This is a genomic window from Vibrio anguillarum, from assembly GCF_001989995.2.
Lineage (GTDB): Bacteria > Pseudomonadota > Gammaproteobacteria > Enterobacterales > Vibrionaceae > Vibrio > Vibrio anguillarum.
In genome coordinates this window covers 1-20,351 of the sequence record NZ_JAHGUP010000121.1, presented here as the reverse complement: position 1 = coordinate 20,351, position 20,351 = coordinate 1, and the positions used below count along the sequence as shown (strand labels likewise).

General features: G+C 45.1%; 19 protein-coding genes and 1 pseudogene. 7 read left to right on the top strand and 13 right to left on the bottom strand.

The genetic code is table 11. The features are described 5' to 3' along the window. Window positions 1–23 precede the first annotated feature (23 nt). The 4 genes from PL85_RS17345 to PL85_RS17330 form a co-directional block, all read right to left on the bottom strand. The gene (locus PL85_RS17345) at window positions 24–206 is read right to left on the bottom strand and encodes a hypothetical protein (protein WP_010319035.1); all 183 of its coding nucleotides are present in this window, start codon (window positions 204–206) and stop codon (window positions 24–26) included. Between the two features lie 172 nt (window positions 207–378). Then, window positions 379–1,356 (bottom strand): J domain-containing protein, encoded by a 978-nt coding sequence (locus PL85_RS17340; RefSeq protein ID WP_115339884.1) that lies wholly within the window; start codon window positions 1,354–1,356, stop codon window positions 379–381. A gap of 105 nt (window positions 1,357–1,461) precedes the next feature. Next, complete coding sequence (locus PL85_RS17335; protein WP_017042255.1) at window positions 1,462–2,145, bottom strand: DUF2786 domain-containing protein; 684 nt, start codon at window positions 2,143–2,145, stop codon at window positions 1,462–1,464. 127 nt (window positions 2,146–2,272) lie between these two features. Beyond that, window positions 2,273–2,962, bottom strand: a complete 690-nt coding sequence (locus PL85_RS17330) for a DUF3334 family protein (protein WP_026028133.1) — start codon at window positions 2,960–2,962, stop codon at window positions 2,273–2,275. Between the two features lie 275 nt (window positions 2,963–3,237). On the opposite strand from PL85_RS17330, the gene ydiJ reads away from it, so the two are divergent. Both ydiJ and PL85_RS17320 read left to right on the top strand, forming a co-directional pair. Further along, on the top strand, window positions 3,238–6,273 hold the full coding sequence (gene ydiJ, locus PL85_RS17325; protein WP_174223791.1) for a D-2-hydroxyglutarate dehydrogenase YdiJ: 3,036 nt from the start codon (window positions 3,238–3,240) through the stop codon (window positions 6,271–6,273). A gap of 50 nt (window positions 6,274–6,323) precedes the next feature. Beyond that, complete coding sequence (locus PL85_RS17320; protein WP_115339085.1) at window positions 6,324–6,815, top strand: methyltransferase family protein; 492 nt, start codon at window positions 6,324–6,326, stop codon at window positions 6,813–6,815. A 141-nt stretch (window positions 6,816–6,956) separates the two neighbouring features. Here the strand turns inward: PL85_RS17320 and PL85_RS17315 are convergent, their stop codons facing one another. The 6 genes from PL85_RS17315 to hutC form a co-directional block, all read right to left on the bottom strand. Continuing rightward, window positions 6,957–7,682: a DUF3581 domain-containing protein gene (locus PL85_RS17315; RefSeq protein WP_088733057.1), complete on the bottom strand. Its 726-nt coding sequence runs from the start codon at window positions 7,680–7,682 to the stop codon at window positions 6,957–6,959. 109 nt (window positions 7,683–7,791) lie between these two features. Further along, window positions 7,792–9,324 (bottom strand): histidine ammonia-lyase, encoded by a 1,533-nt coding sequence (gene hutH, locus PL85_RS17310; RefSeq protein WP_017048047.1) that lies wholly within the window; start codon window positions 9,322–9,324, stop codon window positions 7,792–7,794. Then, window positions 9,318–11,036 carry a urocanate hydratase gene (gene hutU, locus PL85_RS17305; protein WP_115339084.1) on the bottom strand — a complete coding sequence of 573 codons (1,719 nt, stop codon included), beginning with the start codon at window positions 11,034–11,036 and terminating at the stop codon, window positions 9,318–9,320. The genes hutH and hutU overlap by 7 nt, the downstream gene beginning before the upstream one ends. Before the next feature lie 77 nt (window positions 11,037–11,113). Next, complete coding sequence (hutG, locus tag PL85_RS17300) at window positions 11,114–12,127, bottom strand: formimidoylglutamase (protein WP_115339083.1); 1,014 nt, start codon at window positions 12,125–12,127, stop codon at window positions 11,114–11,116. Further along, on the bottom strand, window positions 12,120–13,334 hold the full coding sequence (gene hutI, locus PL85_RS17295; RefSeq protein ID WP_115339082.1) for an imidazolonepropionase: 1,215 nt from the start codon (window positions 13,332–13,334) through the stop codon (window positions 12,120–12,122). Before hutI ends, hutG begins: the two co-directional genes overlap by 8 nt. Window positions 13,335–13,461: 127 nt before the next feature. Next, window positions 13,462–14,175 carry a histidine utilization repressor gene (gene hutC / locus PL85_RS17290; protein WP_115339883.1) on the bottom strand — a complete coding sequence of 238 codons (714 nt, stop codon included), beginning with the start codon at window positions 14,173–14,175 and terminating at the stop codon, window positions 13,462–13,464. A gap of 229 nt (window positions 14,176–14,404) precedes the next feature. Between hutC and yqfB the strand changes: the two genes are divergently transcribed. Next, window positions 14,405–14,749 (top strand): N(4)-acetylcytidine aminohydrolase, encoded by a 345-nt coding sequence (yqfB, locus tag PL85_RS17285; protein WP_010319023.1) that lies wholly within the window; start codon window positions 14,405–14,407, stop codon window positions 14,747–14,749. A gap of 98 nt (window positions 14,750–14,847) precedes the next feature. Here yqfB and PL85_RS17280 read toward each other — a convergent pair whose 3' ends face one another. Together PL85_RS17280 and yeiP are read right to left on the bottom strand one after the other, a co-directional pair. Further along, complete coding sequence (locus tag PL85_RS17280) at window positions 14,848–15,168, bottom strand: HI1450 family dsDNA-mimic protein (RefSeq protein WP_010319022.1); 321 nt, start codon at window positions 15,166–15,168, stop codon at window positions 14,848–14,850. A 2-nt stretch (window positions 15,169–15,170) separates the two neighbouring features. Next, a complete protein-coding gene (yeiP, locus tag PL85_RS17275) occupies window positions 15,171–15,737 on the bottom strand; it encodes an elongation factor P-like protein YeiP (protein ID WP_013856610.1) in 567 nt (188 codons plus the stop codon). Between the two features lie 134 nt (window positions 15,738–15,871). Between yeiP and PL85_RS17270 the strand changes: the two genes are divergently transcribed. Beyond that, a complete protein-coding gene (locus tag PL85_RS17270; protein WP_115339081.1) occupies window positions 15,872–16,639 on the top strand; it encodes a nucleotidyltransferase family protein in 768 nt (255 codons plus the stop codon). A 24-nt stretch (window positions 16,640–16,663) separates the two neighbouring features. Here the strand turns inward: PL85_RS17270 and PL85_RS17265 are convergent. Further along, window positions 16,664–18,355, bottom strand: a pseudogene (locus tag PL85_RS17265) (DNA polymerase II); the annotation flags it as partial. Window positions 18,356–18,670: 315 nt separating this feature from the next. On the opposite strand from PL85_RS17265, the gene gmtX reads away from it, so the two are divergent. The 3 genes from gmtX (at window position 18,671) to PL85_RS17250 (ending at window position 20,322) form a co-directional block, all read left to right on the top strand. Beyond that, on the top strand, window positions 18,671–19,012 hold the full coding sequence (gmtX, locus tag PL85_RS17260) for a gamma-mobile-trio protein GmtX (RefSeq protein WP_198300427.1): 342 nt from the start codon (window positions 18,671–18,673) through the stop codon (window positions 19,010–19,012). Window positions 19,013–19,026: 14 nt separating this feature from the next. Then, a complete protein-coding gene (locus tag PL85_RS17255; protein ID WP_088732592.1) occupies window positions 19,027–19,320 on the top strand; it encodes a cyclic-phosphate processing receiver domain-containing protein in 294 nt (97 codons plus the stop codon). A gap of 432 nt (window positions 19,321–19,752) precedes the next feature. Further along, window positions 19,753–20,322 (top strand): TIR domain-containing protein, encoded by a 570-nt coding sequence (locus PL85_RS17250; RefSeq protein WP_115339070.1) that lies wholly within the window; start codon window positions 19,753–19,755, stop codon window positions 20,320–20,322. Window positions 20,323–20,351: the final 29 nt, after the last annotated feature.

The window sequence follows — 20,351 nt, the reverse complement described above, 5'->3', positions numbered from 1 at the left end:
TGTTCATGCGGTTTCCGTAATGCCTAATGTGACAGTGACTGTCGATCTCGAAATGCTTGCTCTGCAATATTAAACTGCCTGACATCCATGCGCGCAAACTCATTGCAACTTTCACATGAGTGATGCGATTTCCCATCAATATATTCGTGTTTTATTAATAGCTTTGGTTGTTTACACCAATCGCAAATACCTTCAATCGTAAACATGTTTTCTCCCCACCTAGAAGATTTAGGTGTAATTTTCGCGGCGCATTATCCCATATAAAAGAGAATTAAGTTAACTATTTGTTACTTTAAGTGAGATGGAGATCGATTGCGTTGTCTATCTTTAGCGAGTGTTTTAATCGCGAGCGGTAATATTTCGCATTAAAAATAACATTTACTTAACGTGAGGCAGGATGATTTTTAACGCACCATTGAGTCGTTTCATTTCTTCTTGTGAGCCTTGAAGATCTGGGTGGTATATTTTGCACAGTTGCTTGTAGCGAAGCTTGATGCTTTTTTCATCGGGAAGTTCACTGGGTTTAAAGCCAAATAATGCACAGGCTAATAGTAATTTTTGATCCTGAGATTGAGCCACATGATTGTTTTGCAGTCTTTTGATCTCTTTGAATAAGCTTTCAAGCTGCCTTTTTTGCTGCTTGATCATAAAGGCCTGCGATTCGATTTCTTGCTGGTGTTGACTATTTTTATCGTGTTGTTGAGTCTTGCGTTTTCGTCTCCAGAAGCGGAAAAGATAGATAAGCATCAAAAGGAGTAACATCAGCAACAATAGAGATAAGTAATCCGTCATGATAGAGCTTGTCGAGTTGCGATCAACGGGTGTAGTGCTGACCACCATGTCAGCTTCATCGCTGCTGTCAAAAGCGCTGTCTAATTGGCTGATGGAGGAGACTTGTTTTGCACGTTGTTGATTGAATTTTTCTTGCAATACACGGGCATAACCCTCTTCGGCTTGGCTACTCTTACTTGCCGCAATGCGATACCACATTTCTGACAATTCTAACGCTGAGGGTGGCGAAGGGAGTGTTTCGTATGTTCTAGCGAGTTGTAATTGAGCATTCACATCGCCGCTAGTGGCTAAGTCTGTCAGCCAAAATAGAGCTTGAGGGATGTCTTTTGGGGTTCCTTGTCCCCTTAAATAGAGATTGGCTAGCCTAGATTTGGCTAAGGGGTGTCCATTCTGCGCCGCTTGCTGAAACCAATAAAACGCATTGTTTAGGTTAACAGCAACTTTGTCCCCTTGCTGATAAGCCAGCGCCAATTGATATTGTGCATTTGAGTTTTGTTGCTGAGCTTGGGCAGTTAGCTCAGCAACAGGAGAAGCCAGTATTAATGAGGAGAAAAACAGGCACAAACTAAGGACAACTCTCAAATTTTCACCATGTTTTGTGGGGCTAATTTCTGTTCAAATAGTAGCGCATTTCTATCGAATGCACAGAGTAGAATAGCGCATTAATGGTTATCTAAGACGTTTTGGAGCAGGTGCGCCATCAATCGGTCGGTTTACAGATACTTTACGGCCTTTTTTTAACCCAGTTTCGTAATCCGCGGTAATATTTTTCATAGCATCACGCAGCTGCTGCTTGAAGGTTTCACGGTCAATATTTTGAAACTCTTTATCAATGTAATTATTGATTTTGTTATTGGATTCATCATCGGCGGTGATCACTGGAAGCTTTTCTAATGCCCCTTCAATCCAACCCGAAACGAACGAATTGACGCGCCGTGTGACTTCCATGCTGGAAGTGCCACTACCCGCGAAACTATTTCGAAATTGGCCTGTGTGCTCGTTCATTTCTCGGTAAATGATATCAAAAGCGAATGCGGCAAAAATAGCGCGATCGGCCTCACCAATAAACTCAACACGTTTGAGTCCTTTATGATTGAGTAGCACCGCTTCTACACCAAACTTAGTATTGATACCGCGGATCACTCGCAGTAGTGATGAGGTGATCGATGCGGGTAGTAAATGGGTTGATTGGGTTTTGCCCATCTTGATAAATTCGATGTCATCTTTATCAAGCCCATACTTCAGCATCAGGCTATGCGCCATCTTGATGGCATTGGCCGCTTCATTCACATTCGCGGAATTACCAAGTTCAAGACATTTAGCGATCTTCTTTAGAGCTTTCTGTTTATCCATTAATTCGCAAATACAATTCTACAACTTCAGAAAAGTCCGACATTTTAGCGGTTTTATGCGGGAAGTGAAAGCGAAGTGGAGAATCGCTGCCCAAAATCAGGCAGCGAGTCGAGAGGAGGTTGGTGGTTTAAATACCAAGTTCATCCAATAGGTCTGTAGTCAAATCATCATCACTGTTGTTTTGCTTGTCGTTTTTTGCTTTGGCAGACAGTTTTTGCTGAGTCGCTTCTAAAATTGAATCAGGGCTTTCATCTTCTTGAACTTCAAACTCTTCAAGTTGGATGAATTCGGTTTTATCCATTGCCAGTTCAAGATAGAAAATATTATTACTTTCTGTCGAGAAGGTAACTCGGCGTGCTTGTGGACGATCTAAATTAGTATCCACCGACAAAATTACCTGTTTGTTGAGTGACAGCATCTTCGGTTGGTTTTGGGTAATGTTGGTTTGCAGTTCTTTGCGGATTTTATTTGTGAAGTCGCCTACGAGTTGATTCATCAATTCGCCCAGTACATCGCCCACCTCGTCAGAAGTGTGCAGCACGGCCAGCTCTTCTTCTGGCATTCCCATGTTGCGCATATAACTGGTGTAAATTTCCAGCGCAGCCTTGGCCGTAAAGTTGATAACAACGAGCCCAGAGAAGCCACCATCAAACAAAACGAAACAGCCGAAATCTGGCTTTAGTGACGTTTTGTTGATTTTTTGTACCATCGCTGAGTAAGCAATGTTGGTCGCTGTTGCAGAACTGAGCACTCCTGACACTGATTGACAAAGCTTAAGCAAAATATCTTCAGTGGTAACAATCTTGTTTTTTTTCATTCTGATATCCGTAATGTGCATTGCAGTTTAAAAGCGGTATTTAACTCTCTATATCAATATATAAAGCATAAAGCGTTAATTAACTATATATAGCTAAAATGTTGTGTACAGGAAAAATGTCGTACTGATGACTTTTTAGAGAGATTCATTCTTGCATTGAGATTCTGATTTGATCACCTTTTTAAATGTTGTAAAGTGACGAAATTCAAAGATTAATATCAAAATAACCATTAACCCACAGCTGATTGGATCAGCGCAGTAGGGGCAGGAAGCAAATGTTACCAAGACTTCATCACCAAACGGACGTCGATCCCGTCGTTTTGAGCTTTTTACAACAACTCGAAAACGAGGGGTTTAGCGGCGATATCGAATCACAATACTCTAGCCGACTTGCTGTTGCGACTGACAACAGTGTCTATCAGCAATTGCCTCAAGCCGTTGTACATCCCAAATCAACTCATGACGTAGCACTTATTGGTAAGATTAGCTCAAAACCAGAGTTTGAGAGAGTCACTTTTTCACCGCGCGGTGGTGGCACTGGTACCAATGGCCAGTCGTTAACCAAAGGTATTGTGGTTGATTTATCTCGTCACATGAACCAAGTGCTTGAAATTAATGCTGATGAAGGTTGGGTAAGAGTACAAGCTGGCGTGGTGAAAGACCAATTAAATGATGCGGTCAGACCATTAGGTTATTTTTTCTCACCGGATCTTTCGACCAGTAACCGAGCCACACTTGGTGGCATGATCAATACCGATGCGTCAGGGCAGGGCTCTTTAAAATATGGCAAAACGTCGGATCATGTCTTGTCTCTGCAAGCCGTTTTTGCCGATGGCTCGGTACTTGAATCGGATCTCTCATTAGGCTTGCCTGAAAGTGGTACTTTTGCTGCGAATGCTTTGCAAGTGACCGAAGCGGTATGCCGTGACAAGCGCGAACAAATTGTGGCGAAATTTCCACCTCTTAACCGCTTTCTGACGGGCTACGATCTTAAAAATGCGCTTGATGAAGAAGGTGATCACTTTAATCTCACTCGGGTACTTTGTGGCGCAGAAGGCTCTTTGGTCTTCATCACAGAAGCAACCTTGAATCTGACGCCTATCCCCCAAGCTCGTACCTTAGTCAATGTGAAGTACAACAGCTTTGATTCGGCATTGCGTAATGCCCCTTTAATGGTAGCGGCCAATGCGTTATCGGTTGAAACCGTCGATTCCAAAGTATTAAATTTAGCTAAGCAAGATATTGTTTGGCATAGCGTCAGCGAGTTATTAGCGGATGTTCCGGGCAAAGAGATGCAAGGCATCAACATGGTCGAATACGCAGGCCAAAGCGAGCAAGAGGTCGCCGCGCAGGTCGCTTCATTGACGCAGCGTCTTGATCAGATGCTTGAGCAAGAACAAGCGGGCATCATTGGCTATCAAGTGTGCAGTGATTTGGCGAGCATTAACCTGATTTACAACATGCGCAAAAAAGCGGTGGGGTTATTAGGGGCGGCCAAAGGGAAGGCTAAACCCGTTGCTTTTGCTGAAGATACTTGTGTTCCTCCTCAACACTTGGCTGATTTTATTAGCGAATTCCGTACCTTGCTGGATGACAAACAGCTCAGTTATGGCATGTTTGGCCACGTGGATGCCGGCGTGCTGCATGTGCGTCCTGCTTTGGATTTGTGTGACCCACAGCAAGAGCTTCTGATGCATGAAGTGTCTGATGAGGTAGTCAAGCTGGTGGCAAAATATGGCGGTTTAATGTGGGGCGAACATGGCAAAGGTTATCGCTCCGAATATGGCCCCGCGTTTTTTGGTGAGGAGCTATTTACTGAATTACGACGCGTTAAAGCCGCCTTTGACCCGCACAATAAAATGAACCCCGGCAAAATATGTACGCCACTTGAGACCAATTTTGAATTGGTCAAAGTCACGGACACCAAACGCGGCTATTTTGATCGTCAAATCGATGTGAAGGTCCGTGACAGTTTCAAACAGGCGATGGAGTGTAATGGTAACGGTTTATGCTTTAACTATGACACCAGTTCGCCGATGTGTCCGTCGATGAAAGTCACGGCGGATCGTCGTCACTCACCGAAAGGCCGTGCCGGTTTGGTGCGTGAATGGTTACGCCAACTTACCGAGCAGGGTGTAGATATTCTCGACCTAGAGAAACAAGTGTTGGAGTCAAACCCAACCATCAAAACCATGATTGATCGCGTGCGTAACTCTTTCAATAAATCGCGCGAGTACGATTTTTCACATGAAGTGTATGAAGCGATGAACGGCTGCTTGGCGTGTAAAGCGTGTGCCAGCCAATGTCCAATCAAAGTGGATGTGCCGAGTTTTCGCTCTCGTTTTTTAAATATCTACTACTCACGTTATCAGCGTCCGGCTAAGGATTATCTCGTCGCGAATATTGAAACGCTTTTGCCGGTCATGGCAAAGGCTCCGCAAGTGGTGAACGGGGTATTGGCTCAGAAATGGGTACAAAGCCTCACCGCTTCAACCGTTGGTTACGTTGATGCGCCCTTGCTTTCGGTACCGACGTTGGCAAAGCGTGTCGCAGGCCAAGTGGTGAAATTCGATATGCAGCGCCTCGCTGGGCTGTCACAGCAAGATCGCGCTGAACATGTGATTATCGTTCAAGACCCATTCACCAGTTATTATGATGCTGAGGTGGTTGAAGATTTCGTGCAATTGCTGATCAAATTAGGCAAAAACCCGATACTGTTGCCATTCAAACCCAATGGTAAAGCGCAGCATATCAAAGGATTTTTAAAGCAATTCACAGCCACTGCGAAAAACACCGCTGCGTTTTTGTCGCAGGTAGCGGATCTCAATATTCCAATGGTCGGTGTCGATCCAGCGTTAGTGCTTTGCTACCGTGATGAGTATAACGAAATTCTTGGCGATAAGCGTGGTGAGTTTGATGTGTTGACCGTTCATGAGTGGCTGTTGCCACGTTTGTCGGAGTTTAACCATCACCAAAACCACAGTGACGCGCCTTGGTATCTGTTTGCTCATTGCACGGAAAAGACCAAACTACCGAATGCAGAAAAAGAGTGGGGCGCGATATTTAGCCATTTTGGTTCCCAGTTAAAAACGGTGCCAGTTGGTTGTTGTGGCATGGCAGGAACCTTTGGCCACGAACAGGATAAGCTGGAGATGTCGAAAGATATTTATGGTTTAAGCTGGAAGCCAAGTTTAGAAAAACTGCCCAAAGAGCGTTGCTTGATCACAGGGTATTCCTGCCGCAGTCAAGTGAAACGATTTGAACAGGTAAAACCAAAGCATCCGTTACAAGCTTTATTGGCATTGTTGTAAACCCTAAGCCCAGACCTTGCTGGGCTTTTTACTATACTGTCGATATTGGTTTGGAGCGAAGCACAGTCAGGTGGAGCAGCATGGAAAAATTTGAACTGAAAATACCCCCAGTGGCGATATTTATTGTGGCGCTACTGTTGATGCATCGTATCTCATACAGTTTTGAGTTTGCAAGCCTCGCTTTACCTCTGCCTCGAGCGGTCTTTGCGATTTGCTTTGTTTTATCTGGCATCGTTGGTTTACTGGGGATTTACGAATTTCGTCGCAAGAAAACTACGGTCAATCCAACCAAACCAGAAACGACATCGTGTATTGTGGATAGCGGTATCTACCGTTATTCGCGGAATCCGATGTATCTGGGGCTCTTTTTCCTGTTGTTTGGCGTGGCTTATTGGCAACACAATGGGTTGAGCCTCGTGGTCGCATTTTTATTTGTGTGGTTTATGAATCGTTTTCAGATTTATCCAGAAGAGCGAGTGCTGGAAGCGCGTTTTGGCGAAGAGTATGTCGATTACAAGCAGCGTGTCAGGCGCTGGATATAGTTGAATGTCGTAAGGCATCCGAAATCAAAAGCCCCGCAAGAATAGCGGGGCGACAATCTATACAACGAACATGGTTCTAGACAACAAATATGGTTCTAGATAATGAGCAAAAGAGCTCAAATCATAGTAAAAAGAATACGGTTAGGCTGCTTTTGAAAATTGAGCTAAAAACATCTCTTTACGTTCATTGAAGCGATTAACTAAGTCATCGACTGCTTCTTGGTCATAAGGTTTCAGGCCACTGGCTACCATGCGCTTTACCCCTTTCCCCACGATTTGACCGTTTTCTTTAAAGGCAAAGTTAAGCGTGACAATGCCACGTTTACCGTCAACATCAAACGTCGCACCAGAAAACTCAACTTCAGGTGAAGTGAGGTCTAAACGTTCAAATTCCACTTCCATGCTTTCATAGATGACTAATGGGCGTTGGCAGTTAATCATCATCTGCGCTTCTTCCATCAATGGCACCATGATGTGCGGGAAGTTCATACCAGAAAACTGCACATAGCTCGTCACAACGTGTTCGATAAATGCGGTGTTGTGGCTTACTTGCCCTTCACGGCTCATGTGTAGATACTCTTTGCCGGCAGTATCGACAAGAGCGCTCTCTTTCATGCACTTATTTTCAATGTGCAGTGCAATACCATCGCTGACCATGCCTGAAAAATCAAAACGCATCTTTTGGCTAATGCCTTCTTTTTGCAGCAATACTGCAAAGAGCAAATCGCCCGGAACACAGAAACGCTTGCTGTCTTCGTCGTGGATTGGGTTGAAATCTCCCGCCACTTTTTTAGCAAAGTGACTCGCTTGTTGGCGAGTGAACTGGAATTTTTGATCTTGATGAGAGAAATAAGATGTAAGAGACATAATGTACGCTGTATAGCCAAAACTGACGCGATTATAAGTCAACTCCACTCGATGAATGGTCCAATCAGTAAAAAGAGCCTCACAGAGAGCGAGGCTCAATAGCGTAACATTATAAGCTAGGGAGAAGATTTTCCGGCATGAGCGAGTTATGTACCGCCAGTTCTAACAAGGTATTGGCTTGTTCAATGTCTGGCGAGAAGTAGCGATCCTTATCGTAAAACGAAACTTTTTTACGCAGGATTTGTTTCGCTTCTTCGACTAATGCGGAGGATTTATTGGGCGCTCTGAAATCGAGCCCCTGCGCGGCAGAAAGATACTCGACCGCTAAAATACCACGCGTGTTTTCGCTCATATCACGCAGACGACGACCAGCAAACGTTGCCATCGACACGTGATCTTCTTGGTTGGCCGAAGTAGGTAAGCTGTCAACAGAAGCCGGATGGGCGAGCGTTTTATTTTCACTGGCTAGCGCTGCCGCCGTCACTTGCGCAATCATAAAGCCAGAGTTAACGCCACCGTTGTCCACTAAAAATGGCGGGAGCTTGCTGAGCGCGCTGTCAATCAAGAGTGCCATGCGTCGTTCTGACAAACTACCTATTTCGGCAATCGCTAGCGCCAAATTATCCGCTGCCATTGCGACGGGCTCTGCATGGAAATTACCGCCAGAGATGATGTCGCCATCGTCTGCAAACACCAGAGGGTTGTCGGAAACGGCATTGGCTTCCACTTCTAGCGTTTCAGCCGAATTGCGAATTTGCTGTAAGCACGCGCCCATCACTTGTGGTTGGCAACGCAGTGAATACGGATCTTGTACTTTTTCACATGCGGTGTGGGATTCACCAATCTCGCTGCGGCTGTCAAGTACATGGCGATAAGCGCTGGCGGCATCCATTTGCGCGCGATGGCCGCGAACGCGATGAATGCGCGGATCAAACGGGCGGCGACTGCCCAGCGCCGCTTCGACCGACATTGAACCACACACAATGGCGGAGGCAAATAAGTCTTCTGCGGCAAATAACCCCTCTAGGGCAAATGCGGTAGAGGCTTGTGTGCCATTGAGTAGCGCGAGCCCCTCTTTTGGCGCTAAAGTAATAGGAGTTAGCCCTGCGATTTTCAACGCGTCCAGTCCAGAGATAATTTCGCCGTTGTGGCGAGCTTGCCCTTCGCCGAGCAGCACCGTACTCATGTGTGCTAAAGGCGCTAAATCACCCGATGCGCCAACCGATCCCTTTTGTGGAACACAGGGGTAGACTTGGTGATTAACTAACGCCATCAAGGCGTTGATCACCTCAAGTCGAATACCAGAATACCCACGGGAAAGACTATTAATTTTGAGTACCATCATCAAGCGAACGGTTTCATCCGCCATGAATTTACCAATACCCGCAGCGTGTGAAAGCACGATGCTGCGCTGCAAGGTTTCTAAATCTTCAGGGGCAATTTTAGTATTGGCAAGTAGGCCAAACCCCGTATTGATACCATAAACAGTACGATTTTCGGCAATCACTTGTTCAACGACTTGTGTGCTTGCTTCAATACCCGCTATCGCGCTGGAGTCGAGTGATACGGTGACCGGCTTTCGGCTTACTTGACGCAGTGCTTTTAAGCTCAATTGGCCCGGTTTAATAACAAGATTTAACATGTTTTTTTTGTCCTTACTATCAGTTGCGCGAGTTCATGGTTGAGCATTGGCAGGTCGAGCTTTTGTTCTTTAGCACAGCGTTTCGCAATGTCATAACCTGCATCAGCATGGCGCATGACACCTGTGGCTGGGTCGTTATGTAAAACACGTGCAATACGTTGTGCTGCGTCATCTGAACCATCGCAGCAGATCACCATGCCAGAGTGCTGAGAAAAGCCCATACCTACGCCACCGCCGTGGTGGAGTGACACCCAAGTTGCGCCACCGGCGGTATTGAGCAGTGCGTTGAGCAGCGGCCAATCGGAAACAGCGTCTGAGCCATCTAGCATACCTTCAGTTTCACGGTTTGGGCTTGCTACCGAGCCGGAATCTAAATGGTCGCGACCAATCACGACTGGCGCTTTTAACTCGCCACTTTTCACCATCGCGTTAAAGGCTTGGCCTAAACGTTCGCGATCTTTCAAACCCACCCAACAGATGCGAGCTGGTAGGCCTTGGAATTGAATGCGTTCGCGCGCCATGTCTAGCCAGTTATGTAGATGGGGGTTATCAGGGATTAACTCTTTCACTTTTTGGTCGGTTTTATAAATGTCTTCGGGATCGCCAGACAGGGCGACCCAGCGAAAAGGTCCAATCCCCTCACAAAATAGTGGGCGAATGTAGGCTGGCACGAATCCCGGGAAGTCAAAAGCGTTTGCCACTCCTTCTTCGAGAGCCATTTGGCGGATATTGTTGCCGTAGTCGAGTGTGGCAGCGCCGCGTTTTTGCAGCGTTAACATCGCTTGAACTTGGACCGCCATCGATGCTTTGGCCGCTTTGACCACCTGGCTTTCATCTTGAGTGCGCATTTGAGCGGCGTATTCCATGCTCCAATTTAAGGGTAGATAACCATTGAGTGGGTCATGGGCCGAGGTTTGGTCTGTCACCACATCGGGGGTGATATTACGCTCAACTAGCTGTGGAAAAATATCAGCGGCATTACCTAACAAACCGACAGAAATCGGTGTCGCCGAGCTATCGATCATCGCCAAGGCTTCATCTAAACTGGTGGCTTTTTTATCGACATAACCAGTGCGTAAGCGGTAGTCGATGCGCGATTCATCACACTCGACCGCAATCATGGAGAACCCAGCCATGGTTGCCGCTAATGGCTGAGCGCCGCCCATGCCACCTAAGCCGCCAGTCAACACCCAGCGGCCTTTTGCGCTACCAGCAAAATGCTGTTTAGCGATGGCGACGAAGGTCTCGTAAGTACCTTGTACAATGCCTTGTGAGCCGATGTAGATCCATGAGCCAGCCGTCATTTGACCGTACATCATCAAGCCTTGCTTATCGAGCTCATTAAAGTGCTCCCAGTTGGCCCAATGTGGTACAAGGTTTGAGTTGGCAATTAGCACACGTGGTGCATTTTTGTGCGTCGGGAAAACACCGACAGGTTTGCCTGATTGAACCAAGAGCGTTTGATCCTCTTCAAGGCGTTCAAGCACTTCAACAATTTTATCAAAGCACGGCCAATTTCGGGCCGCGCGGCCAATGCCACCATACACCACAAGTGCATGTGGGTGCTCTGCAACGTCTGGGTCAAGGTTGTTCATGAGCATGCGCAGTGGCGCTTCGGTTAACCACGATTTGGCTCGAAGTGTTGTACCGTGAGGGGCGCGAATGGTGCGCGCAGTATCAAGACGTTGCTCTTGAGTATGGGGTTGCGTCATGTTGAGACTCCTTGTGTTTCACAATGTGGCGCTATTGTTGTTATGGTGCCAGTATCGGGTTTAGTGAGGTGTAGCGATTAATCGTCGGTCATGGCATTGGCGATATCCCAACACAGCCTTGCCGCGAGACGAGCAGTTTGATTGTCTTGGTCAAATTGCGGGTTGTATTCGGCAATGTCGGCAATTAACAGCTTATTTTTGTGGTAGAAAATTTTGTCAAAATAAGGGGCAAGCGCTTCATAACTTACGCCACGTGCCGCTGGGGCGCTGACTCCCGGCGCCGTTGCAGCTGGAAAGACATCTAAGTCAATCGTCAAATAGAGATAGTCACACTGGTCAATGAAGTGTTGCAGTTCACGCAGATGATCAATCGGGCTCAGTGCTGAAAACTGATTATCTTGCATATACCAAACGCCTAGTTCATCGGCTCGTTGAAACAGTGCAGTCGTATTACTTGCTCGGCTCACACCTAAGCAAGCGTAATGAAATGGCCATTGATTTTGCTCGCACCATTGATGAATTTGATTAAAGGGCGTGCCCGAGCTAGGTCTCACCGAAGCGATCTCTGACTCCAAAGCACGCAAATCGAAATGTGCGTCAAAATTGATGATCCCAATTCGTGGTTGGCTGATGGCTTGTTGACTCAGATATTGCGCTGCGCCTTGAAACGTGGCCCAAGCGACTTCATGACCGCCACCCAGTACGATAACGGGCGTTTGTTTAAGCGTATGGGCAATCGCATCAGCGCACTGTTGCTGAGCCAGCTCAAGTTCATCATCAATACAGCGAATATTGCCCAGATCAAAAAAGCGAGAGTGCTTATGCCAAGCCATGTTGGCCAGCGCTTGGCGAATGGCATCGGGGGCCTGTTTTGCGCCAATGCGCCCTTTATTGCGGGCCACCCCTGCATCGCATTCAAAACCGATAATGGCAATGGCTTTCTCATCTTGGTTTTGTTGAATGGGTAGCGTATTGACGGTGCAACGTTGAGTTTGATGGTGAACGCGTGTACCTAACTCGCCATCTTCGGCATCGTGACGGCCTTGCCACTCGAAGCAGTGCTGAGTGTTGCTAAAGGTAGGGTTATTCATAGGTAAATGCTCCGTCAACTACGCGTGCATGCAAACGCGGTACGCCTACTTGATAACTTAAATCGGCTGGGTGGTTAATATTCCAAATGGCGAGGTCGGCATCGTAGCCAGTGGCAATTTTGCCGCGAGAATCAGCAAAACCTAACGCTTGCGCAGCATGTTGAGTCACACCTCGTAAGGCTTCTTGGGGGGTTAAGCCAAACAGTGTGCACGCCATATTCATAATAAGAGTGAGGTCAGCAAACGGCGATGTACCGGGGTTGAAATCACTTGCGATGGCCATTGGAATATGATTCTGACGCAGTAAATCAATCGGTGGGCGTTGGGTTTCACGTAAGAAATAAAAAGCACCGGGCAGCAAGGTTGCCACGGTATTGGAACGGGCGAGTGCAAACACACCTTGCTCATCTAAATATTCGATATGATCGGCAGACAAACCTTGGTAATGGGCGGTTAAAGCGCTTCCCCCTAGGTTTGATAATTGCTCGGTATGACCTTTCACTTGCAGCCCATGCGCAATTGCGGCTTGGAACACTTTTTCTGTTTGTGCCAGCGTAAAACCAATCGATTCACAAAACACATCGACGCTCGAAGCGAGTTTTTGTTCGGCCACCAGAGGGATGATTTCCTGACAAATATGCTCAACATAATCGTCTGATCGGTGTTGATATTCTGGTGGAATGGCGTGAGCGGCGAGCAGTGTTGTGACGACTTTAATGCGGCGATGATCCTCAAGGTGCTTAGCCGCTTTGAGCATTTTTATCTCATCATGGAGCGTTAAACCGTAGCCCGATTTGATCTCAACGGATGTGACACCGGAACGCAGCAACCCCTCTAACCTTGGTAGTGCCAACTCAACCAATTGGTCAATGGATGCGGTGCGGGTGGCGTGGACGGTTGATAAAATACCGCCGCCTTGCTTGGCGATCTCTGGGTAGGGAACACCTTGCAAGCGCATTTCAAACTCATTGGCGCGGTTACCGGCATAGATAAGGTGAGTATGGCAATCTATCAACCCCGGAGTGATAAGCTTGCCTTGGCAATCTATGACTTTGTGTTCTGGCGCGGCGGCGATGGGAATGTGGCTATCAAAGTAGGCGTCAATTTTGCCCGCTTTTATCACCACAGTTTTAGGAGAGCTAGGCTGATAGCCAAGCTCTCCTTGTTCCATGCTGACGATACGCGCGTTGGTCAGTATTAGATCCATCTTTATTGTCACCGTTATCGCTTAGTGCGCTGCTGATTTAAATGTATATACAAATAAATAAGGCAAAAGCGCAGGCGGTGCAAGATGAATGTTGCAAAAGTGTGATCGAATGTTGAAATGTGTAGCGTTAATCGAGCATCACTTTAGAGGTTAATTTGTATTTCGAGCCCGGGTGATAAAGCAGTGCAGAGCTGACTAACTTATCGCCACTCCAGGTACGGCGATTAAGTAGTAAACAGGGTTCATTGACGGCCAACTGCAACAATTGTTTGATGTGATGCTCGGCAATAATGGCTTCAACAGTGTGCTCAATTGCACTTAATGGGCAGTTTTGTGAAAGATATTGATTGGGCGTCATGAACGAGAAGTTTTGTTCAAGATAGTGGGGCGCGTAGCGGCTATTGACCCAACGCACTTCCAGTTGTATCGGAGTGTCATTAGCAAAGTGAATGATTTCACTATAAAAAACAGAAGATCCTAGCATGACGCTGAGTTTGATAGCGACACTTTCATCTGCTGTTAACGCAAGTTGCTTTAAGACTTTACTGCGATATTGCTTCCCTCGGCTAGCAACCTCGTCAGCAATATTACGAATATCAAGTAGCGGTGATTCCGCTTTGTCTTCTACAGCGCAAACAAAAGTACCTAGCCTTGGTCGGCGCTGCAGTTTTCCATCAGCCACCAGATCCCGTATCGCTTTATTCACCGTCATCCGACTCACATTAAATTGCTCGGTCAGTTCTAGCTCGGTGCTTATGCGTTGGCCGACAGGCCAGTGTCCGGATTCAATGTTATCTAAAATAAATTGTTTTATTTGTCTATAAAGTGGTGAGCTTGACATGGGCATGATGAGTTTTATTTGAATATACAAATAATTAACGAAGTCGCTGGGAAATGCAATATTTAGATAAGGCTTTGCGATCATCATCCGCCAAAACTGTGAATTGGTGAAGCAGCTATCGACGACAAAGGGTCAGTGTCACGGTAAGATGGCGTCGTAACTTGTGTTGTAAGTCGTAACTTGTGTTGTAAATAGTAACTTGTGGTTTAAATAATAAAGAGAAAATGCGATGACAGCTCCAACAGAAATGACTTTTTTCGCTCGTTTTGAAGCGGATATTTTGGCGAAAAAGAAAGTGATCACCATTCGTGATGAGAGCGAAAAGCACTACCAAGTTGGCTCTATTGTCGAGGTGAGTACGTTGGAAGAGGGACGAAAGTTCTGCCGCTTGTTAATCAATAAGGTTGAACCGATCCTATTTAGCGAATTAAGCCACTACCATGCAGAGCAAGAAAATATGTCACTCACGACACTGAAAGAGGTGATTCAAGACATTTATCCCAATATTGAACAGTTGTATGTAATTCACTATCAACTGGTTGAAGAGAAAGCTCTGGAAAAAGATCACGCTTAAAAATAATAACGCCAATCAATCACGATTGGCGTTATTGCTGTTTGCCTCAAGACAGTGTCACGACGATTTCATTATAAAACGCAGCAACAGTAATGAGGTTAGTCACGCTTCCACAGAATGTGGCAGAACTTTTGGTCTGGGTCGCGGCTGACGAGCATTCTTGCAAACACATCGTCTAGTACGTCGTCCTCTTCGTTGACAAGACCGATCAATACTTCCGCGTAAGCTTCCTTATCGACGTCAAAACCCACGTGTTGAACCCAATCATCACCAACGTCAAGCAGTTCAGCCGCGCCACGGTCTTCAAATTGTGCCGTAAACAGGATGACATCAACAGGTTCTAGATTATCGGGTGCCATTTCAAGAAAGATGTCGTAAGCCGCATCAATGGCATCGTCGTAAGAAATCAAATCAGACATTATTATGCTCGGCTCATGTATTTGCGTTCAGCAGTGTTGATAATAATACGGTCGCCAGTTGCGACATATTCAGGAACCTGCACAACAAGGCCAGTGCTTAAACGTGCTGGTTTTGAACGCGCAGAAGCTGAAGCACCTTTGATGGAAGGATCAGTTTCTTCAATCACAAGCTCGACAGATGAAGGGACATCTAGTGCTACCGCAACACCGTCAACGACAACCACATACATACCTTGGATTTCTTCAGTGATGAACAGCAGCTCATCTTCGATATCCGCCTGTTTAAACGTAAATTGAGTGTAATCTTCGTTATCCATGAAGATGTACTCATCGCCATCAACATAAGAAAACGAAACCGCACGGCGGTTCATGTCAACGGTGTCGACAAAGTCATCGGCTTTTAAACGCTCATCAACGCGAGCGCCAGTGTTCAAATCAGTACAACGTAGTTTGTAGATTTTAGAACCACCGCGGCCACCAGGAGTGGTCACTTCGATATCTTTGATCAATAGCGTCTTGCCACCAGAAATAATAGCAAACCCTTTTTTTAATTCATTCGCCTTTGGCATGGAATTTTTCCTTCATACTTAGTTTCGGCGCATTATACCTTGCCGTTTTCGAAAAGGAATATCTTGATTGATTGCTTTGCATAGTAGAACATGACCGCGTGTACTTTTTCTTAAATTAACTAACGCTTTTTGCTATGTATTTATCGGTTATTGACCCAAAACAACCCTTTCAGGCTGAATATCAAGCGGCTATCGATGATCTCATCAAGTTTCTGCGTGCCGGGTTAGGTGACAATCTACATAGTCTTTACCTTTATGGCAGTGTGGCGCGCAGAACTGCGCGTTATGGGCGCTCCAATTTGGATGTAGTGTTGGTCACGCACTGTGATTTCTCCGAGCAACGAGCAACTCTGCTGAATACGATAAAATGGCGATTTCAGAAAAGTTTCCCACATATCACCGAAGTCTCGATCAAAACTGCACTCGTGAGCGAAGTAGCTACTTTAGAGAGCATTTTTACGTGGGGATTTATGTTGCGCCATTGTTGCGTTTGTATCTTGGGTGATGATCTGGCGGAATGCTTTGGCGATTTCGAACCCAGTTGGGAAATAGCTAAACACTGGAATATGGACATCGCAGATTGGGTCTTTTTTTACCGTGATAAAATTGCAAAAACCAGTTCTGAAAGCGAACAGAGCAAGGCGCAAGTAGCCATTGCCAAGAAATTACTGCGCGCCAGCTATGCTTTGATTATGTATCGTGACAAAAATTGGTTTGATGATCCTATCGAATGCGGGCAGCAGTTTTTACGTTATCACCCGGAGAAAAAAATCGACATTGAGAGATTGGGTATTTTGCTCTCTGGACGAGTGATCGCCAAACGTTCAGTGATTGGGATTCTAGACAGTTATGGTCAATGGCTGGCAAAGCAGTACCAAAAAACAGAGTTTCGGATTGGTTAACCGCTGGCTAGATCGTCGTACTTCTTAAAATAGCCCAAGTTGTGGTTGGCTGAGCTGTTCGAAATTCAAGCCAACAAAAGGCAAAATGGCTTCTGCGACTGGCTGCAATTGTTTATCGATATAGTGCTGATAATCGATAGGACTTTTTAAATACTCTTTAGGCTCAGGGCCATTCAGTGTGATGAGATATTCGATACGACCTCGATTTTGATATTGTAATGGTCGGCCTAACTGCTGGTTTATCGTATCAGCAAGTCGCGCAGCTCTTACTTGTGGCGGTACGTTTTTTTGGTATTCATGCAGTTTGCGACGCAACCGTTTTTGGTACACGAGCTCATGGTCGAGTTGACCGGTTTGAGTTTGCTCAACGATTTCACGAATAAACGCCGCAGGGTCTTCACCATTAAAAATCATCGAATAAAGTTGGTGCTGAAAGCGTTGTGCGAGCGGAGTCCAGTCCGTTCTTGCACTCTCAAGCCCTTTAAAAATTAGCCGCTCGTTTTCGCCTTCACCGATCAATCCCGCATAGCGTTTTTTTGACCCCGTTTCTGAACCTCGGATGGTTGGCATCAGAAACTTTCGGTAGTGGGTTTCGTATTCCAATTCCAGCATCGATTCCAATCGGTACTCTTCACGCAAGTGGGTTGTCCACCATTGATTGATGTGTTCAACCAGTTGTTTTCCTACGCGATCCGCTTGCTGCTGTGAATATTGACCACCTAAAGAGACAAAAGTTGAGTCGGTATCACCATAAATCACTTGATAGCCTTGCGCCTCAATTAACTTTTTAGTTTGCTTCATGATCTCGTGTCCGCGCATGGTAATACTGGACGCCAAACGAGTATCAAAAAAACGACAACCTGACGATCCAAGCACCCCGTAGAAAGAGTTCATGATGATTTTGATCGCTTGTGAAAAGGCTTTGTTATTGTTTTTTTTCGCCACATCACGCGCAGCCCATAATTTCTCGATCATTTCTGGAAGAAAATGTTTGGTGCGGTGAAATTGACCGCCACGAAATCCCGTTACCGCTTGGTTATCCTCTTTGCCAATCGGAATTTTTAGCCCTTCAATCAAGCCAAGTGGGTCAATTAAAAATGAACGAATGATCGAGGGATATAAGCTTTTAAAATCAAGAAGTAACACAGAGTCGTAGAGGTTAGGGATGGAGTCCATCACATAGCCTCCGGGGCTTGCGACCCAATTTTCGGAGTGTAAGTTAGGCGCGATGTAACCCGCGCGATGCAATTGAGGTAAATAGAGATTGGTAAAGGCGGCGACAGAACCGCCGACGCGATCTAGCTCCACACCCGTGAGACGGGAACGTTCAATGGCGAAATCCAGCAAATGGGTATGTTCAAAGATTTTATTCACTAACACACAATCTTGCAGGTTATATTTCGCCAGTGAAGGTTTGTCTTTTTTAAACATACGGTTGATTTCATCCATCCGATCATGGGCGTTGTGAATCGCTTTTCCTTCGCCTAATAGCTCCCTTGATACTGATTCCAATGACCAAGAACGAAATTGGTAAGTGGCTGTTTTTAATGTATCAATTCCATCCAACACTACTCGCCCGGGAATGGTAATAAACCCTTGCTGACTCTGGTTTGAACTACGAAAAAAACTGTGCTGTTTGCCGCGACCAATCGCAAGTCTTAACTTATGCCACTCGGCTCTTTTATGGAGTAAGCGAAAATCAAAATCAATCACATTTTTATCAGTAGAAAAATTTGTTGACTTTTGAGTGTCTTATCGAGTTAATCACTTTAATTTACATTGTGTTAGCTGCGATAATCGGGAAATAATATCCCTGATAAAAAGGAGTCAACGTTGACTAAATTAGAGTATGCTAATTGCTACTTCAGTTAAGTACAAGGAAATAAGGCTTAAAAATTTGTTGACCTGAGTTTGGCTTGCACTACAGAGCATTTTGTTGAAGAGGGTTATAGTCTGACCAAATGAGTTAACCAAGAAGTTAACTCATTATTGGACAAAACCATATTTTAGGAAATTAAACATTAGCAATTAATGAATAACCACAAGAATGGTAACATCACTGAGATCTGCGCCCTGTACTTAAAAGCAGAGAACCGTATCCTTAAACAAAATGCTGAGGTGGTTGTTGATATGCGACCTAATCAGGTTATTCATGCGGAACAAGTAAAGCAGGACGTTGAAGTGTTGCCGTCATTGAATGATGTATTGCTCAATGCTGATATCGAGGCTCTTGAGGATGCCATTAATGAAGATAAGATGGCGCAAAGAGGTTGGACAGTATCAAAGTACGGTGCTGTTAAAGATGTACATGGTCGCCCACTATTTAAAAATGGTTTTGTCCTAGCGATACAAAAAGTGTTGTCGCAATTATAAATTACGGGTATTACATGAAGGTATATTTAGATGATGAAAGAGATACACCGGAAGGTTGGGTTAGATCTTATTGGCCTGAAGAAGTGATCGAGTTGCTTAAAAGCGGTAATGTAACTGAGATTAGCTTAGATCACGACCTTGGAGATGATGATCATGGCACTGGATATGACGTGGTTTTATGGATTGAAGAGGCCGTTATTACGCGTGGATTTGTACCTCCAATCATGAAAGTGCATTCTGCAAACTCATCAGCAAGAATGAAAATGGAACTTGGTATCCAGAACATAAATTCAAAAGTTGGGCGTTAGCGCAATAAGAGTCCCCTCTCATTTGTGTAGGAGAGTAATAAGTCTCATCCTTAGTAATAAAGGATCATACCAAACTGGCGGCCAACAACTCTCGTTACCGCCTTTGTGATTACCACCTTTCAAACACGAAAATGCCCCAAAATTACTCAGGGCGAAAAGTCTACACCATAACAATATTTCTAGCTTGACCTACTTTTCTTAATGAAGGATTATGTGCTTTGTTTGATATAGCATGTTGATTGATACTGGCTTGTGAGCTAAACAGATGTATCTAGGTAGAAGGTCTGTATTAACGAGTCTTCTAAAGCCAACACGCGGTTGCAAATGCGGATTTCGGTAATGCCCAAATCACAATTTGGTCTAAAAACAAGAAAAATTTAGGGCTTATCGGTAAGGTAAGATCAAATTAATCAAAAGTATAGAGAATTGAGCATGGCAAATAGAACTGGTAATTACTCAGCCTTTTATGTGAAGGAACCATTCAGTGAGACTAACTTGGGGGCTCACTCCACAAAGGACTTTGTCTCATACAACTTGCTTAGAGCCTGGAAAGGTAAAGATGCTTCTTTCCCTTTTGTGGACTCACACAATAAAAACTATAACGTACGAGATGGTAGCGATTGGGAGCAAACATTAAAACCTAGATTACGGGATAGATTGAATAAATCTAAGAACATTGTTCTTTTTCTGAGTTCACATACTTGTAATTCAAGGGCATTACGCGAAGAGGTTGACTTCGGTATAAATACAAATGGTTTGCCAGTCATTGTGGTATACCCTGAATATTCGGAAAAGAGTGATATCATAAACTGTTCGAGCAATACAATAAAACAACAAATTAAAAACTTATGGGACAATCTTCCTAAGTTCAGAGATTCTATGTCGTCAGTTCCAACAATACATATTCCAAACAAAAAGAGCCTTATTGAAAAGGCTTTAAATGATCCAGACTTTAGGGTCGCAACCAAATGCGATGCTGGAACATATTTCTACCCATGCTAGGAAAAAGCAGGTAGTGTTTAGAAATCTGT

Coding starts and splice junctions, on each gene's coding strand:
- PL85_RS17335 (WP_017042255.1), bottom strand. CDS start 2,145: ATGGATAAACAGAAAGCTCTAAAGAAGATCGCTAAATGTCTTGAACTT.
- PL85_RS17345 (WP_010319035.1), bottom strand. CDS start 206: ATGTTTACGATTGAAGGTATTTGCGATTGGTGTAAACAACCAAAGCTA.
- hutU (WP_115339084.1), bottom strand. CDS start 11,036: ATGACGCAACCCCATACTCAAGAGCAACGTCTTGATACTGCGCGCACC.
- ydiJ (WP_174223791.1), top strand. CDS start 3,238: ATGTTACCAAGACTTCATCACCAAACGGACGTCGATCCCGTCGTTTTG.
- hutG (WP_115339083.1), bottom strand. CDS start 12,127: ATGAATAACCCTACCTTTAGCAACACTCAGCACTGCTTCGAGTGGCAA.
- hutI (WP_115339082.1), bottom strand. CDS start 13,334: ATGGATCTAATACTGACCAACGCGCGTATCGTCAGCATGGAACAAGGA.
- PL85_RS17255 (WP_088732592.1), top strand. CDS start 19,027: ATGAAGGTATATTTAGATGATGAAAGAGATACACCGGAAGGTTGGGTT.
- PL85_RS17280 (WP_010319022.1), bottom strand. CDS start 15,168: ATGTCTGATTTGATTTCTTACGACGATGCCATTGATGCGGCTTACGAC.
- hutH (WP_017048047.1), bottom strand. CDS start 9,324: ATGTTAAATCTTGTTATTAAACCGGGCCAATTGAGCTTAAAAGCACTG.
- PL85_RS17330 (WP_026028133.1), bottom strand. CDS start 2,962: ATGAAAAAAAACAAGATTGTTACCACTGAAGATATTTTGCTTAAGCTT.
- hutC (WP_115339883.1), bottom strand. CDS start 14,175: ATGTCAAGCTCACCACTTTATAGACAAATAAAACAATTTATTTTAGAT.
- yeiP (WP_013856610.1), bottom strand. CDS start 15,737: ATGCCAAAGGCGAATGAATTAAAAAAAGGGTTTGCTATTATTTCTGGT.
- PL85_RS17270 (WP_115339081.1), top strand. CDS start 15,872: ATGTATTTATCGGTTATTGACCCAAAACAACCCTTTCAGGCTGAATAT.
- yqfB (WP_010319023.1), top strand. CDS start 14,405: ATGACAGCTCCAACAGAAATGACTTTTTTCGCTCGTTTTGAAGCGGAT.
- PL85_RS17315 (WP_088733057.1), bottom strand. CDS start 7,682: ATGTCTCTTACATCTTATTTCTCTCATCAAGATCAAAAATTCCAGTTC.
- PL85_RS17250 (WP_115339070.1), top strand. CDS start 19,753: ATGGCAAATAGAACTGGTAATTACTCAGCCTTTTATGTGAAGGAACCA.
- gmtX (WP_198300427.1), top strand. CDS start 18,671: ATGAATAACCACAAGAATGGTAACATCACTGAGATCTGCGCCCTGTAC.